This is a genomic window from Treponema sp. B152 (genome assembly GCF_024181665.1).
Classification (GTDB): domain Bacteria; phylum Spirochaetota; class Spirochaetia; order Treponematales; family Treponemataceae; genus Treponema_B; species Treponema_B denticola.
On record NZ_CP058668.1, the window covers coordinates 1,007,199 to 1,023,141 of the forward strand.

At 39.1% G+C, this 15,943-nt stretch carries 13 protein-coding genes and 3 tRNA genes; 5 read left to right on the forward strand and 11 right to left on the reverse strand.

The features are described 5' to 3' along the window. Positions 1–46: 46 nt before the first annotated feature. Positions 47–120, forward strand: a tRNA-Pro gene (locus HYB91_RS04645). A 237-nt stretch (positions 121–357) separates the two neighbouring features. Beyond that, entirely contained in the window at positions 358–2,283 is a 1,926-nt protein-coding gene (locus tag HYB91_RS04650; RefSeq protein WP_044909902.1) for an AMP-dependent synthetase/ligase, read from the forward strand. 122 nt (positions 2,284–2,405) lie between these two features. On the opposite strand, the gene HYB91_RS04655 is transcribed toward HYB91_RS04650, so the two are convergent. The 11 genes from HYB91_RS04655 to HYB91_RS04705 all read right to left on the reverse strand — a co-directional run bounded on the left by HYB91_RS04655 (position 2,406) and on the right by HYB91_RS04705 (position 12,100). After that, a tRNA-Leu gene (locus HYB91_RS04655) sits at positions 2,406–2,488 on the reverse strand. Between the two features lie 114 nt (positions 2,489–2,602). Further along, entirely contained in the window at positions 2,603–3,679 is a 1,077-nt protein-coding gene (locus tag HYB91_RS04660; RefSeq protein WP_253719447.1) for an IS30-like element ISTde2 family transposase, read from the reverse strand. A gap of 115 nt (positions 3,680–3,794) precedes the next feature. Further along, positions 3,795–6,335: a penicillin-binding protein 1A gene (locus HYB91_RS04665; RefSeq protein ID WP_002678538.1), complete on the reverse strand. Its 2,541-nt coding sequence runs from the start codon at positions 6,333–6,335 to the stop codon at positions 3,795–3,797. Between the two features lie 215 nt (positions 6,336–6,550). Then, positions 6,551–7,615 carry a lipid II:glycine glycyltransferase FemX gene (locus tag HYB91_RS04670; protein ID WP_002678530.1) on the reverse strand — a complete coding sequence of 355 codons (1,065 nt, stop codon included), beginning with the start codon at positions 7,613–7,615 and terminating at the stop codon, positions 6,551–6,553. 65 nt (positions 7,616–7,680) lie between these two features. Then, a complete protein-coding gene (locus HYB91_RS04675) occupies positions 7,681–8,592 on the reverse strand; it encodes a LysM peptidoglycan-binding domain-containing M23 family metallopeptidase (RefSeq protein ID WP_002678529.1) in 912 nt (303 codons plus the stop codon). Continuing rightward, positions 8,579–8,995, reverse strand: coding sequence for a hypothetical protein (locus tag HYB91_RS04680; protein WP_002670896.1), 417 nt, complete (start codon positions 8,993–8,995; stop codon positions 8,579–8,581). The genes HYB91_RS04675 and HYB91_RS04680 overlap by 14 nt, the downstream gene beginning before the upstream one ends. A gap of 54 nt (positions 8,996–9,049) precedes the next feature. Then, the gene (locus HYB91_RS04685) at positions 9,050–9,220 is read right to left on the reverse strand and encodes a DUF362 domain-containing protein (RefSeq protein ID WP_002670897.1); all 171 of its coding nucleotides are present in this window, start codon (positions 9,218–9,220) and stop codon (positions 9,050–9,052) included. A 336-nt stretch (positions 9,221–9,556) separates the two neighbouring features. After that, a tRNA-Phe gene (locus HYB91_RS04690) sits at positions 9,557–9,629 on the reverse strand. Positions 9,630–9,746: 117 nt separating this feature from the next. Continuing rightward, a complete protein-coding gene (locus tag HYB91_RS04695) occupies positions 9,747–10,517 on the reverse strand; it encodes an exodeoxyribonuclease III (RefSeq protein WP_002678526.1) in 771 nt (256 codons plus the stop codon). A gap of 13 nt (positions 10,518–10,530) precedes the next feature. Next, positions 10,531–11,277: a type I methionyl aminopeptidase gene (gene map / locus HYB91_RS04700; RefSeq protein ID WP_002678522.1), complete on the reverse strand. Its 747-nt coding sequence runs from the start codon at positions 11,275–11,277 to the stop codon at positions 10,531–10,533. Beyond that, positions 11,264–12,100, reverse strand: a complete 837-nt coding sequence (locus tag HYB91_RS04705; RefSeq protein WP_002678520.1) for a DnaJ domain-containing protein — start codon at positions 12,098–12,100, stop codon at positions 11,264–11,266. The genes map and HYB91_RS04705 overlap by 14 nt, the downstream gene beginning before the upstream one ends. A 137-nt stretch (positions 12,101–12,237) precedes the next feature. Here HYB91_RS04705 and HYB91_RS04710 point away from each other — a divergent pair, with 137 nt between their 5' ends. The 3 genes from HYB91_RS04710 to HYB91_RS04720 are packed head-to-tail and all read left to right on the forward strand — an operon-like array spanning position 12,238 to position 15,884. Continuing rightward, entirely contained in the window at positions 12,238–13,641 is a 1,404-nt protein-coding gene (locus tag HYB91_RS04710) for an MFS transporter (protein ID WP_002678517.1), read from the forward strand. Beyond that, positions 13,628–15,430, forward strand: coding sequence for a glycoside hydrolase family 2 protein (locus tag HYB91_RS04715; RefSeq protein ID WP_002678516.1), 1,803 nt, complete (start codon positions 13,628–13,630; stop codon positions 15,428–15,430). Before HYB91_RS04710 ends, HYB91_RS04715 begins: the two co-directional genes overlap by 14 nt. Beyond that, positions 15,417–15,884 (forward strand): glutathione peroxidase, encoded by a 468-nt coding sequence (locus HYB91_RS04720; protein ID WP_080612226.1) that lies wholly within the window; start codon positions 15,417–15,419, stop codon positions 15,882–15,884. Before HYB91_RS04715 ends, HYB91_RS04720 begins: the two co-directional genes overlap by 14 nt. Positions 15,885–15,943: the final 59 nt, after the last annotated feature.

Below are 15,943 nucleotides of genomic sequence, written 5' to 3' on the forward strand. Positions count from 1 at the left end.
GACCTATTGACATTTTTTGTATTTTGCTATATTATAGCTGTCGTTACGGGCAATAGCGCAGTTGGTTAGCGTACAAGTCTGGGGGACTTGGGGTCCCCGGTTCAAATCCGGGTTGCCCGATAAAACTTCGTTTTAAAAAAACGAAGTTTTTTTTTGCCTATAAAAAAGCAGTCTTTTAAGACCGCCCCTTATTTTTTAATATCCGAAAACAAGTTTTAGTGTTGCTTCGGCTCCGGTTCCTTTAAAACTTCCTGTAAATGAAGGAGATGCTGCCGAAACTTCTGTTTCAAGTCTAAATACTATTAATTTTTTCTTTATATATTGATATATTCTTACATTTATGATAGCATTTATAGCATGAGAACTCTAGACAAATCACTACCGTTATTATTAAAACGGATTTCGGAAAAATACCCTAGCATAAGAGCTCAAATGTTTAAGGGAGAAGATAAGGAATTTAAAAGTCTTTCTTACAAAGAGCTTTATGAAACGGCGCTTGATTTTGCGGCAGGCTTGCTTTCCATAGGGGCAAGACCCAAAGACCATATAGGTCTTATAGCCGACAACCGCAAAGAATGGCTTCATGCAAGTTTCGGTATTATGAATATCGGGGCTGCCGATGTTCCGCGCGGCTGCGATGCTACCGAGCAGGAAATTACCCACATTCTTTCTTTTTCGGAGTGTAAATTTGCCGTTTTAGAAAATGAAGCTCAAATTCGAAAAGTCCTTGTCCATCTGGCAGAAATTCCCCTGCTGGAGTCTATAATCAGTATTGATGATGTTGATTTTAAAAAGCTTGAAGAAGAATTCAATCTAAAAGAAAGAAAAATTGAATTCCATACATATGCCGATATTATTGACTTGGGTAAGTCGGCTAGGATTGAAGGTAAATTTAAACCTGAAGAATATGCCGAAAATGTAGATACCGATGATTTGGCTTCAATAATCTTTACATCAGGTACTACGGGCAATCCTAAGGGTGTTACTATGACCCATAGAAACTTTATGACTCAGCTTATGGAGCTTCCGGATAGGATTATTCTTAAGCCCGGCCAAAAAGCAATTTCGGTTCTTCCGGTTTGGCATTCCTTTGAAAGGGCTTGCGAATATGTTATAATCATTTCAGGCGGTACTATTGCTTATTCAAAGCCGATAGGAAGCGTTCTTTTAGCAGACATGGTCAAAATCAATCCGACTCTTTTTCCCTCTGTTCCGCGAATTTGGGAGGCTGTTTATGGCGGTATCTTTAAGGCTATGAAAAAAAGAGGCCGTCCTCTTTACTATCTTTTCTTGTTCTTTATTGAAGTCGGAATAAAGACAATGCGTTTAAAGCGCAGGGTAACCGGCCAATGTCCTCACTTTCAGCGAAAAACTAAGGTAATCTATCCAATCTTGGCCGTACTTCCTCTTTTGTGTATAGCTCCTCTTTATTACATCGGAGATCTTCTTATTTACCGCGCGATTCGTAAAAAGTTCGGTAAATGTTTTAGAGCAGGTGTTTCAGGAGGAGGGGCATTGCCTCCCAATGTTGACGAATTTTTCTGGGCTATCCGTATAAATGTAATGGAAGGTTATGGTATTACCGAGACTGCTCCCGTTATTTCGGTTCGTCCGATGCCTAAACCCGTGTTTGGAACACTGGGTAAACCGCTTGCGTGTTTTGAGTCAAAAATCATCGACAAAAACGGAAAAGAATTGCCTCATAATCGAAAAGGCTTGCTCCTTGTGCGTGGTGATGCCGTAACAAAGGGTTATTATAAGGATCCGGAAAGAACTGCGGAAGTTATCGATAAGGACGGATGGTTTGATACGGGTGACCTTGCAATAAAGACGGTTGACGGAGAATTAATCCTTAAAGGCCGCAAAAAAAATACTATAGTTTTAAGGGGCGGCGAAAACATCGAGCCTGTACCGATTGAGGTAAAACTGCAAGAGTCTCCATTAATTTCACTAGCTGTTGTTTTGGGACAAGACCAAAGGTCTTTGGGTGCTTTGATAGTTGTTCATAAAGAAAACCTCCAATCATGGGCTGCAAATAACGGATTACGAAATGTACCTGTTACTGAGCTTATACACGACTCTAATGTACAGAAAATGTATGAGGCTGAAGTTGCAGAGCTGGTTAACTCAAAAACAGGATTTAAACTATTTGAAAGGATAAATAAGATTGTTCTGCTTCCGGAAGAGTTTCAGGCAGGAAGGGAATTGTCTGCAAAGGGCGAGATGATGCGTCATAAGATAAATCAGCTTTATCGCAACGAAATATACGAGCTCTTTAAATAAGTATTAAAAATTATACAAAGCTTTAGTATAAAGCCCTTATAAGATGATTTTCTTATAAGGGCTTTTTTATGTTTAAAAACAATTATGTAAAAAAAAAGAACTCAATATTTGAGTTTTTTTTTTGCGGCGAACTGGACTTGAACCAGCACACCCGTTAAGGCATCAGCACCTCAAGCTGACGTGTCTACCATTCCACCACCGCCGCAACTGAAATGGATTGTATCAGATAATCAAAAAAAAGTCAATAGCAAGATAAGACTAATTTTATTTTATATAAATTGTAAGAGGTATTGCCCAAAAAATACCATTTTTATGAAATTCATGTATACATTTGATTGGCCGTTTTATAGCCAAACATCCGTCTAGGATAATTATTTATCCAATTCTCTACTTGTTTTATTTGTATGTCACTATATTTACTTATATCTGCTCCTTTTGGTATAAAGCGTCTAATTAATTTATTAGCATTCTCATTGCTTCCTCTTTCCCAAGAACTATAAGGATGTGCATAATAACAAGTTGTCCTTTTTTCTCCTTCTTTTAAACAAGAGGTTTCAAGGCCTTCTTGGTCTAAAAATTCAGTCCCGTTATCCATGGTTATGCTTTTAAATATTTCTTTAAACTCATCTTTATATTTCATCTCAAGCATATCTATATTTTTTTTAATACTTTCCTGTTTTTTATCGGGGATTTTAAATATTAATTCTTTTCTAGTAACTCTTTCAGTCATAACTTGTAAGCAGCATCTTCCTTTACCTACCACCAAATCCATTTCCCAATGTCCTTTTTCCTGTCTTTTATTTATCTGTTCACTTCTTTGTTCAATACTGCGTCCTTTTATGTTGTTTTTAGCAATTTTGCTTATTTTTTTATATTTTCGTTTAGTTTTATTGCGTTTTACAGGTAAATCTTTGTTTGTAAGCCTAGAAAAATCCCCTCTGTCTATCATATTGTATACAGTTTTGGTGCATATCATAACCGGAAACTGTAAGCCTAGTTCTTTTATTTGTCCTATAGCAGCATCAGGAGAAAATTTATTATCCGCTATACATGTTTCCAAATAATGTAAAAGTTTTTTATCCTTACCTATTTTTAAACCACGGCCTTTTAGTAATTTCATTTTATCGGCTCTTTGTTGTCCTTTTCGTGCCGAGTAAACTATTTTTTCAAGATAGTCAGGAACTTTTGGATTACGGCTTACATATGGATTTTCTGTTACTTTTATTACCATTCCCCTTTTTATCTCCCTCTGTATCGTTCTTCTATCCCTATTTAAAGACTGTGCAATTTGTCTTGCGTTATGGTCGCTTTTGAATAATGCTTCTATCGCATATCTTTCTTTTTCGCTAAGGTGTTTCCATTTTTTACTTTTTATGGTATCATTGTTTTGGTTCATCTGTTCCCCATTATCTTTGTTTTTCCTAATTTCATTATAATGGTTTTTTGGTTCAGATGAACCTTTTTTATTTATTTTTAGGGCAATTTATTTTACAACTTACCCTAATTTTATTTTATATCCATGGATTTTCCGTTTCGGTTGACTCTTCCTCAGTATTTTTAGTTTTAGTTGCGCCTTCACCGCCTGCCGGAGGATCTATAAAAATTGAAGGATCTATTTCAATAGGTGCTGTGTCTATTTTTATTTCTTCTTCTCCCTGAGCCATTCCTGAGCCCTTAATTCTGTCTATACCGATATCCCGTAATTTTATACCGGCTGTATGTTCCGTACAAATCTCGGTCGGCTCTGTTCCATATAAAAAGGGAAGGGTAATGGTTTCGTCTGTGCAGTTTTCCGAAGGGAGCATTCCGGATTTTTTACATACATCAACCATTATTACACCTTTTTCCGGCCTTACAAAATCTTTAAAGGGTTTATTTTTATGAACCTCACGCATAAAGTTTGCCGCTACATAACCTGAAAGAGCAGCACCGGCATTATCCGTTCCTAAGGAATATCCGCCTCTGTCAAATCCATACCATACAATAGCAGAGTAGTATGGAGAATATATTGCCGCCCATGAGTCCGACCAGTTTTGCGTTGTTCCGGTTTTTGCAGCCATCGGCATTCTAAATATTCTGCCTGTTTTTTCATCTTTATAATCAAATTTACTACCGCCTGAAGAAGCGCCGAATAATGTTCCCAGAGTAATAGTCTTTTTTAAAATCTCAGTCATTATAAAGGCATTGCTCGGACTTATTACCTGCATAGCTGCTCCGCGCTTTCTTTGCTCAATTCTAAGGTCAAGTTCAGGATCCATGATTGTAACGCCGTCCCGGTTTTCGATGGCTCTTACGGCTATCGGATCTACGGCACGCCCCTGATTTCCAAAGACAGCAAAGGCTCTTAAAAGCTGGACAGGTGTTACGGCGCTTATTCCGAGAGCCAAAGGATATACCTTTTCAAAGGTTTTATCAATTTCGACAGGGTCCGTGATCCCCATAAGAGCGGCAATGCGGTCTATGGCTCTATCAAAGCCTACCAATTCGAGAGTTTTTATAGCCGGAATATTTAATGAAAGGGGTAGTGCCTTATATACCAGAACAGTGCCGTTCCATTTTCCGCCATAGTTATTCGGAATATACTGTACTCCGTCGGCAGACTCAAAAACCTGAGGAGTATCATCCATTCTTGTAGCGGCTGTAATTACCTTTTCGTCAATGGCTGCAGAATATATCAGAGGTTTTATTGTACTTCCTACCTGAAGCTTTGATTGAGTTGCCCTTATAAGCTGGTTGCTTTCACTGTATTGGCTTCCGCCGATAAGGGCCGTTATATATCCTGTTTCATTTTCGATGGAGATAAAGGTACCTTCTACCACCCTTTCCATCAATACTTCCTGCATTTTAGCTGTCGATTGTTTGGTAAGAGTTTTTAGGTTGTCTATACCGCACATTAGGGCGAGTACATCAATGGTACTGTTCAGCTTGTTTTGATAATAAGAATTAGTTTTTACCTTGAGCTGTTTTTCTCCCACGCTTAGGGATTCTATTCCGAAGCAAAGGGTTAAAAGGGCTGTCAGGTTGCTGTATTGTTCCGCTTGACTGAATGATGTGGAGGTTGAGGCCGAAACCCTGTCATTGGCTATTGCAATGTATTTTTGAAACTCTCTATCGGCTATTTCTTGATGCCTTAAATCACAGGTCGTATGTACGGTATATCCGTCCTTATAAAGGTTCATAGTGCCGTATAGCATATTGTCGGCCACTTCTCGCCTTACATATTCCGAAAACCATCTGGCCTTATCTTCGCGGGTAAGCCATGCCGATAGGGCAATTCGGGTATAGTCAAAGTTAGCCCAATAGTCTTCAAAAGAATCCGCCGCCTCTTCCTTTGATATAAAGCCGAGGTTTATCATCCCTTCAAGAACATTTTCCTGTCTTTCCTTTGCTCTGTTCGGGTAATTAAAGGGATTGTATCTTGTAGGGTTTGAGAGCTGAATGATTAAGATGGCTGCTTCTGCAGGTGTAAGTTCAGAGGCTGAATGCCCGAAATAAAAGCGTGATGCCGCACTTACTCCGCTTGTTCCGCCCCCAAAGTAGGCTTCATTTAGGTAGAGCATCATTATCTCGTCTTTTGAGTGCCGTCTTTCCATCTGGATAGCCCACCAAAGTTCTTTTATCTTTCTTTTTACGCTTTTATCGGTTCTGTCGCAATAGAGAATACCTGCGATTTGCTGAGTAATTGTACTTCCGCCTCCTAATGATCTTCTTGTAAGTTGTCCTATGATAGCCCTGATAATCGATTTTATTCTAAAACCCTTGTGTTCATAGAATAGGCGGTCTTCACGGGCTAAAAGAGCTGCAATCAGGTTGGGCGAAATGTCTCCGTAATTTATGAGCTCTCGCTTTTCGTCTAATGAGAATTCGGTGATGAGATCTCCCCTGATATCCAATATTCTTGACGGCAGGGCCGGATTAAAGTCGACAAATAATTCGCTTTGTTTTATATTTTCTGTCATTGCCATCATTTTTCCTAGGGCAAAGGCTCCTCCGGCTAGGATCAAGAAAATCAAAATAAGGTATAGATATACTATTTTGCTCAGCTTATTCATAGTATCATATAAGAACATAATTTTAAGTTTTTTACAAGTGGGTAGGCTGTTCTTGCTTGTAAATTAGAGAAGTCCGTCTTTATCATAAAAGGCTTGATAAAAAAAAAGAGCCGGTTAAAAAACCGGCCCGCCCATCAGGCTATCGGCGGACGGTGGGTGGGAGGGGAACCATCCGCCGATATTTATTTATCGGCTAAGGATACAAAAACTTAAAGTTATCTGCGTTTATTTTTTAAAATAATCCATCTGATTTTATCTGCAAGATTAAAAAGTTTGTACATAAAAGGCTTATATACAAAGTCGAATGTGCCTATGTATTCTACCAACTGAGGATTATATCCTGCCTTAAATTTATGAAAACCGTACCATGAATTTTCGGTATCAGGGTTTGGGCCTAAACAGCCCCAAAGATCAAAAACAGAGCAATTTAACTTTTTCCCGTACTGAATAGCCTTCCACATGATGAGGTTATTGGGCATCAATTCCCTATGACTATTGCTTGAAGCTCCATAAGGGTAATAAAGTTTTCCGTTAAATTTAAAAAGAATCCATGCAGTTAAAACTTCATCTCCATAAACGGCTTCGAATATTCTAAGGGTATCTTTTGGGAAGATTTTGAACATCCGTCTAAAGTATTCCCCGTTATGGTTAAAAAAGCCCTGTCTTTTTGTAGTTTCTTCCATAAGTCTTATATAATCTTCCATGCCTTCTTCCGTGCTCTTATCTATTATGCTTACTCCTTTTTTTTCGGCAAGGCGGATATTATACCTTGTTTTGGAATGAAAAGAGGCTAAAAGCTCTTCTTCGGTTTTTTCTATATTTAAAAGAAAATTATATTTTTCAAAAAAAGGCTTTCCGTTCTTTGCTCCGTTTTTCAACAAGATTTTTTTCTTGTCTTCAATAGGATCTTCTAAAAATCCTGCATCCGAAGAAGTCTCTTCTAAAGACTTATCTTTTTGTACAGGACTAAATACATCCGGTTCTACTTTTATAAATACGGCTCTATGTTTTTTTGCCGCCTCTTTTAAGGCTTCGATGTGTTCTTGTTCCGGCATTATTGTTTTTGAGGCTATACCAACCGTATAATTAGTCTTAGGTATTTTAGAAAAAATAATCTGAATTCCGTTTTTTAATTTTTCGTCTTCAAAGAAACCTATCCTTTCGGGAACAGCTCCCATACTTTTTTTAAAGTCGCCCCAAACCCATGATTGAATGGGATGAGATACAAGCTTGTCGAATTCTTCTTTGTATTCATCGGTTAAGAACTTAGTTTCTTTCATGTTAACTCCCATAATAAGCAGATAACAGTGAGGCTGAATTTTGCCTAACTGTTTATCATAACTTCCTATTTTTGTGTGTTTACAAAATTGGCAGGATTTTTCGGTATACCTTGCTCATGTATTTCAAAATGAAGATGCGGTCCCGTAGACATTCCTGTAGAACCCACAGCACCGATAATTGTACCCGATTTTATGGTTTCATTCAAGCTCGCATAGACCTTGCTCAAATGGCCATATAGGCTGGCTCTTCCGTCGGTATGGGTTAAAATAATATAGTTTCCATAAACCTTGTTATAAGATATTTCCTTTACCCTGCCTGCGGCACAGGCCATGACAGGGCTCCCCGTGGGAGCTGCAATGTCTATTCCCGGATGATAACTTGCCTTGCCGGTAAATGGGTCCTGCCTTTTTCCGAAGCCCGAAGTTATAACCGCATCTTTAAGAGGAAAACGGTAAAAAGGCATAAAGAAAAAGGCTCTTACCGTTCCGTCAAAAATCTCTCCCGGAAAACAAAAGATTTCCCGTTTTTCTTCAGGGCCGTATATTTTTATTTTTAGCGGTTCCGTTTTATTCTTTCTAAAAAGAGCTTCAGTGAGTTTTTCGATACTTGAGAGGGCTTTTTCAGGAAGATAAACCGCCGGCATTGTCGGAAGAATCAGAACCCGTCCTGCAATGTCTGTTTGGACTGACTCAATTCTATTTAATGTAACGATTGCATCATAAGGAATAGAACAACGTGCTGCGATTTTTATTATGGTGTCTTCACTGTTCGCCTTGTACGTATAAAATCTGATAGGCAGTTCATTTCCTGTTTTGGCTAAGGCTAAAGCCTTGCGTGCATCTGCTACATCATCGCAATATTGAACAAAGATATAATCGTCAATATGTAATTTTTCTATTTGAGGGTAGGGGACTTGGGCCTTTAAGATTGAGCCCGATAAAAAAAAGAACAAAAATAGAAATTTAAAAGCCTTCATTACCGTTATTTTTTGATTGGTCTATACCGAAGGCTAAAAAACCGTAGATAACAAAAATTAAAATAAGTACAACTAATGCCGGTATTTTATTAAATGTCAAAACCAATTTGATACATAAGATAAGACCGCCTATTACGGTTATTTTTTTTAAGATGGAAATGATGAGTCCGCGAGGGCTTTTTTTATATGCCTTGACTGCTTTTTTTACCAATAGGTAAAGAATCCCGCATACAAAGATGCTTATGGAAATTATTGTGTACAAACTCACATTTGTAGCAGCTAAGAGCCACAAGGGGTAGGCTACTGCAATACCTGCAAGTACGCACACTCCGGCGATGGCCGAAAAGGTCAACAGGCCGAAAAAAACGGACCCGTATCCCTTAATAATTTTTCCAAAACTCATAAAAACCCTCCGGACTCGTGATTAAGGTTTAACCTGCCTAAAAATTTAAGCCGATTATTCCTCTGAGATTGCTTCCACAGGGCAAACGCCTGCACAAGCACCACAGCTGATACATGTATCAGCATCAATTACGTGTTTGCCGCCGGCTTCGCTGATAGCGTTTACGGGGCATTCACTTTCGCACGCAGCACAGTTCGTGCATTCGTTAGAAATTTTATAAGCCATTTGCATACTCCTTATCATAAATTTCTATATCTTTATTATAACATTTACATATAAAAAAGGCAATATAAAAGCGGTGTAAAAAAAAAAGAGATTGGCACTTTTGCCAATCTCTAAATTAAACGTTCTTGAAATAAGATTCAAAACGTATCATTATCGGTTAAGAAAAACGGCATCCGGATGTCAAAATAATGCCGTCATAACCCCGACCGTTAATTACATTATCGGGTTTATACAAAAAAAACTTAAATTTTTTATTTAAAATATGTAAAAAAAGACAAAATTTATGATAATTTTTAATAAAAAAAGGGATATAAGAAAATCTTATATCCCTTTAAGTGCCGTCGGACAGAATCGAACTGTCGACACAAGGATTTTCAGTCCTTTGCTCTACCGACTGAGCTACAACGGCGTAACACAGGCGATATTATCAGTTTTTCCAAATTATGTCAATAGGAAACTTCGAAAAAGTTCGGTTTTTTGAGGTGAGTTTTGCTCACCGGTTGTCCTTGATTTTTAATTGCCTTAACTAATAGATTAACTTGACGGGGCAGTGATCCGATCCCATTACTCCGTCCAAAATGATTGATTCTTTTATCTTAGCTAAAAAGGAATCGTTTACACAGTGATAATCCAGTCTCCAACCGATATTTTTTTCTCTGGCTCTAAAGCGGTAGCTCCACCATGTGTATTTTGCGGGCTCTTTGCAAAAATGCCTAAAGGTGTCGGTATAACCCGATGAGGTAAACTCGTCCATCCATGCCCTTTCTTCGGGGAGGTAGCCGGGATTTTTTTCGTTACTCTTAGGGTTTGCAAGGTCTATGGGTTTGTGAGCTATGTTGTAGTCTCCGCAAAGTATTACATTGTTTCCTTCTTCTTGGATAGAATCGCAAAATTCGAGGATTGCTGCACAAAAGTCCAGCTTGTAGTCTAGGCGGGCTCCTCCGTCTTGCGAGTTGGGAAAATAAGCCGAAATAATCGAAACCTTGTCAAAGTCTGCAACCAAAACCCTTCCTTCATCATCAAATTCCTTTAAGCCCATAGTTCTTACCTGCAGAGGTTCTTTTTTTGTAAATATAGCGGTTCCCGAATAACCTGCTTTTTTTGCAGAAGCCCAATAGGCAAAATATTTTCCGTTAGGCAGGTCGGGTTCGGTAAGCTCCTTGCTAAGCTGAGCTTTTGCTGCCTTTGTTTCCTGTACGCAAAGCACATCGGGATTTTCGGTATTAAGCCAATCCAAAAAGCCTTTTTTTTCTACGGCCCTGATGCCGTTTACATTCCACGAAATAATCGAATTCATCAAAGTGGCCTTCCTATAACTGCGATAAGATTTCGGTGTGGTCTTCAAAGATGGCTACCGTGTGTTCCATGTGGCAAGAAACCGACTTATCGGCCGTTACGACAGTCCAACCGTCATTTTTTACCTCGACATCGGCCGTTCCCATGTTAATCATAGGCTCTATTGCAACTACCATTCCTGCCCTTAGACGGGGATTTGGCCTCATTCTTTCAGGCACATTAGGAATACTCGGATCTTCGTGTACGCCGAGACCTACGCCGTGTCCGCAATAGTCATAAACTACCCCGTAATTGTGGGCGCTAGCCAAATTAAAGACAGCCTTTGAAATGTCGGAAACTCTTTTGCCTGCCTTACATGCTTCAATCCCTGCATAGAGACACCTGGTGGTAACCTCTAAAAGTTTGAGGTTTTCTTTTGAAACATTGCCGACAGGATAGGTTACACAAGAATCGCTGATGTATCCTCCTAGGTCTATTCCTATATCCATCGAAACAAGGTCTCCGTCTTTTACTATTCTTTTACCTGGAATGCCGTGAATAACCTCTTCGTTTATAGAAATACAGGCAGCTCCAGGGAATCCTTCGGAATACCATGCGGGAACACCGCCGATTTTTTTTATGTAATTAACACAAAAATCATCCAGCTCTTTTGTACTAATACCGGGCTTGATTACGGGTTTTAATTCTTCAAAGAGTTGAGCAAGGGCCTTGCATGATTTTCTGATTCCGTTAATTTGTTCTTCCGTTTTAATTATAATCATAATGATTCTCCAGTTGATTTTGAATAATTTTAATTCCTTTTAATTTTGGACTAAGCTTCATTGCCTCATTGACATATTGTGAAGCTTTATATGTGTCGCCAAACCTATAATATATTTCGGACATACGCTTAAAAATGTTAGCCCTATCTATCTTTTTAAAATCAAATTTCAAAGCCGCTTCATAACAGTCTAGGGCAAGCTCGTCTTCAACATACCTATGCAGTTTATCGTTTATGATGGATTTTATCAAGTCGGTAACTTCGGGAAAAAAATGTTTAAAGTAGGGTTTTTGTTTTTCCAAATAAAAGATTTCTTCTAAAAGCAAAAAAGACTCATAATACTCTCCGCGGAAATAAAGCTCTTCTGCAAGAACAAAGCCGCAGTCCATAAAATCTTCTTTATTAAAATACTTTGAAAGGTAGAAGCCTCCAGCCTCGCTTCTTCTTTTATTGTATTCTTCTACGGCAGATTGTTCCAATCCGTGAAAAAGATCAAAGAAGATGAGCTTAGCACGGCTTTCGTAGTCCGTTTTTTTTAAAAGCCATAGCCGGTAATCAAAACTTTCGGCTGCATTTTTCTTTGAAAAAAAATCGAAATAATCAAAGGGATTTTCACTGTTCGTTTTTTCTTTTAAGAGGTTTTGATAGGCATTTAAAAGAAGCCTCATAGCCGACTCGGATTTTTCTTTTTCTTCTCCTGTTTTGTGCCGAGTTAAATCGGGATGATGGAGTTTTGCTTTTTTTCTAAAAGCAGTTTTGATCTCGGCAACCGAGGCTTCAGGTGAAATTCCTAAAAGAGCATAATTATCGTCTTTTTTTATCATAGAACCCGTGATGATAGCATTTATCTAGGTGCCTTGTCTAGTGTAAATTGAAAATTAAAAATAAAGGATTTTTTTACTCTGTCGCTTGACAATAATTCTCTCTTATTTTAGAGTATAGGCGGAGGAGATTTTTGTAAATGCTTAAAAACACGGATATAAAAAAAGATGCTCTTATCGGTACAAAGCGCTTTTGGTTTTTAATGTGGGGCTTGGGCCTTGCAGGGCAGTTATGCTGGAACATCGAAAACCAGTGGTTTAATACCTTCGTATATGCTAAAATAGCAAAAGATTCTTCGATAGTAACCCTTATGGTTATTACGAGTGCATTAGTAACAACCTTTTCAACTTTTTTATTCGGTACCTTATCCGATAGGATAGGCTCAAGGCGCCGCTTTGTTTCGATAGGCTACATCGTCTGGGGGCTTACCACCATCCTTTTCGGCTTAACCGAATTTGTAGGAAGAGGGCAGGTAGGAACAGGGGCTAAGGTATCTGTATGGGCTGCAGTTCTTGTTATCCTTGCCGACGATTTTATGAGTTTTTTCGGTTCGATGGGAAACGATTCGGGCTACAACGCATGGAGCAACGATATGACAACGGATAAAAACCGCGGACAGGTTGGGGCTGTGCTTGCAATTCAGCCCGTTATAGGTACTATAGTCGGCACTGTGCTGGGCGGTCTTTTAATAGGAGCCGAAAATAATTACCAGCGTCTTTTTTGGTCTATGGGTTTGTTTGTCATAGGTACCGGTCTTATTTCACTTTTTTTGTTAAAGGATGCTCCCGATTTAAAACCGCATAAGGAGGGTTCTTTTGGCAAACAGTTTGCTGCGATTTTTAAGGCTGAAGGCTTTTTTTCGCATAAAGAACTGATGCTCGCCTGTATAACGACAGCCGTCTTTTTTATTTCGTTTAACGTTTATTTTGTTCACATGGGAAACTGGATGATTTACCGCATGGGCTTTGATGCTGCCCGCATGGGAATAATTCAGGGTTTAAGTTTGCTTGCTGCCTCCTTATCGGTTATTCCTGCAATCGGCCTTATAAATAAAAGCCGAACCCCGCGCCTTGCCGCATTTGCAATTATTCTTAACAGTTTGGGCCTTTGTATTTTATCTCTTTTTATAAAGCCGGCCTCGGTCAACCCTGATGCAGTGTTCAGTCTGCAAAATATTCCTCTTTTTTTGTCCGTATTTTTAGCCGGTACGGGACAGATTCTTGTAACCCAATCGATGACGATGTGGGTAAAAGAGCTATACCCCGAAACTTCGCGAGGACAGTTTGAAGGTATGCGTATTCTCTTTTTTGTGTTGACTCCGATGATTATCGGAACGATAATAGGAAATTTTTTGGTAAAAAATGGGGCTGGTTCCGTGGTAAACGAATTCGGCATAACCGAAAATATTCCAGTAGAGTCTATCTATGTATGGGGTGCCGTTTTAGCCCTATGCGCCTTTATTCCACTTTACTTTGCATCTAAGCTTTACAATAAGCGAAAAAACAATGAGCCTAAGGACACTGAATCCTATGAGAAAAAATAAACCTATAAAACCGCTTTTAACGCCTTGGGGCGAAAGCCTAAACAGAGACTGTCCCTTAAACGAATATCCTCGGCCTCAACTTGTAAGAGAAAACTGGCAGTGTTTAAACGGACGATGGGACTATGCAATAACCGAAACCGAAGAGGCTCCCAAAACATGGGATGGAACTATCATAGTTCCTTTTTCACCCGAGAGTCTGCTTTCAGGAGTACAAAGACAGCTTCTTCCCGGAAAAAGATTATGGTACCGCAGAGAATTTGTCTTTGAAAAGTGTAAGGATGGGGAAAGGCTTTTATTGCATTTCGGGGCGGTTGATCAGCATTGTTCGGTCTATATAAACGGAAAAAAGGCAGGCTCCCATTACGGGGGCTATTGGCCATTTTATTTCGATATAAGCGTTTTTTTAAAGGACGGCGAAAACGAAGTTGTAGTCTCCGTTACGGATAATACGGATACGGACGATGAAGCTTACGGAAAGCAGACCCTCAACCGCGGAGAGATTTGGTACACAGGACAAAGCGGTATTTGGCAAACTGTATGGGCTGAAAGAGTTCCCGAAACCTATATTCAGAGTGTAAAAATAACCCCTCACTTTAAGAAGGCAGAGGTTGAATTGGAGCTTTGTATGAGCGGAACCGATTTGTCTCCTATTACAGCCAATGCTTCGGTTAAAATCTTTGACGGGGAAAAAGCGGTTGCAGAAGGAAACTTTCAAAACAACCGCGCCCTTGTAAAAATGCCCGATGATTTTAAAAGATGGAGCCCGGAAAGCCCTTTTTTATATGACCTTGAAATTAAAGTGGGAAAAGACAGTATACGGTCCTATTTCGGTATGAGGGAATTCGGTATTCTTAAAGGAAAAGCGGGGCCCGTTTTAAGCTTAAACGGAAAGCCTATTTTTCATCACGGTCTATTGGATCAGGGCTATTGGAGTGACGGCATGTACACTCCTCCTTCCGACGAGGCTATGATATGGGAAATTAAAACGATTAAAAACATGGGTTTTAATATGCTCAGAAAACACATAAAAATAGAACCGCTTCGCTGGTATTATCACTGCGATAAAATCGGAATGCTTGTTTGGCAGGATTTTGTAAGCGGAGGCGGCCCATATAAGGACTTTGTCGTAAAGTATGCTCCTTGGCTTGGCTTTAATTTTAAAGACGGAAAAAGCCGTTATGCTCTTCACGGAAGAAAAAGCGAAACCGGCCGGAAAAATTTTATGCGCGATGCGGAACGTACTATCGATTTATTGTATGGCATAACATCTCTTGCAGTCTGGGTTCCTTTTAACGAAGGTTGGGGCCAGTTTGATGCCGCCTCAGCAGCCTCCTTTGTACGCAAAAAAGATGCTGCCCGCCTAATCGACCATGCAAGCGGTTACTTCGATCAGGGAGCCGGGGACTTTCACAGTTGCCACATTTACTATAAGGCCTTTAGACCTAAAAAAGATAAGCGGGGCAGGGTACTGGCCCTTACTGAATTCGGAGGCTTCAGTTTGCCGGCTCAAGAACACATGAGCTCTGATATTCTATTCGGCTACAAAATGTTTGGAACCAAAGAAGAGTTGAATGATGCTGTTTGGAAGCTTTATACAAAGGATGTTTTCCCTGCTATTGAAAAGGGCTTGAGTGCTTCAATCTATACGCAAGTAAGCGATGTGGAAGACGAAATAAATGGAATTTTTACCTATGACAGGAAGGAAATAAAATTTGATGAATCCTTGGGATTAAAAATTACAAAAACATTAAACGAAATTTTTAAGGAGAAATTTAATGGGAATTTATAATTACACAGTTAAGGACAGCTTAGGAAATAACTTTTCTTTTAATGATTACAAAGATTATGTTATTTTAATCGTGAACACGGCTTGTGAGTGAGGACTTACTCCTCACTTCCAAGGTTTGGAAGCATTATACAAAGAATACAGGGATAAAAAATTCCTTGTTGCAGCTTTTCCATGTAATCAATTCGGCGGTCAAGATCCGGGCACAAACGAGGAAATCAGAAATTTTGCTCAAAGTAAGTATGGGGTTTCTTTCCCCATAATGGCAAAAATTGAAGTCAACGGTGAAAATACCGAACCTATTTTTTCTTTTTTAAAAAAAGCTTCAAACGGTGAAGACATAAAATGGAATTTTGCCAAATTCTTAGTCGATAAAACGGGAGAAAGAGTTACCGCCTATGCTCCGACTGTTGCACCTGAAGACTTAAAAAAAGATATTGAAAAACTATTGAATTAGGTTTTATTATATAAATCATTATAGATAATTTTTTAATTAATTTATTGCGTTTTTTTTTA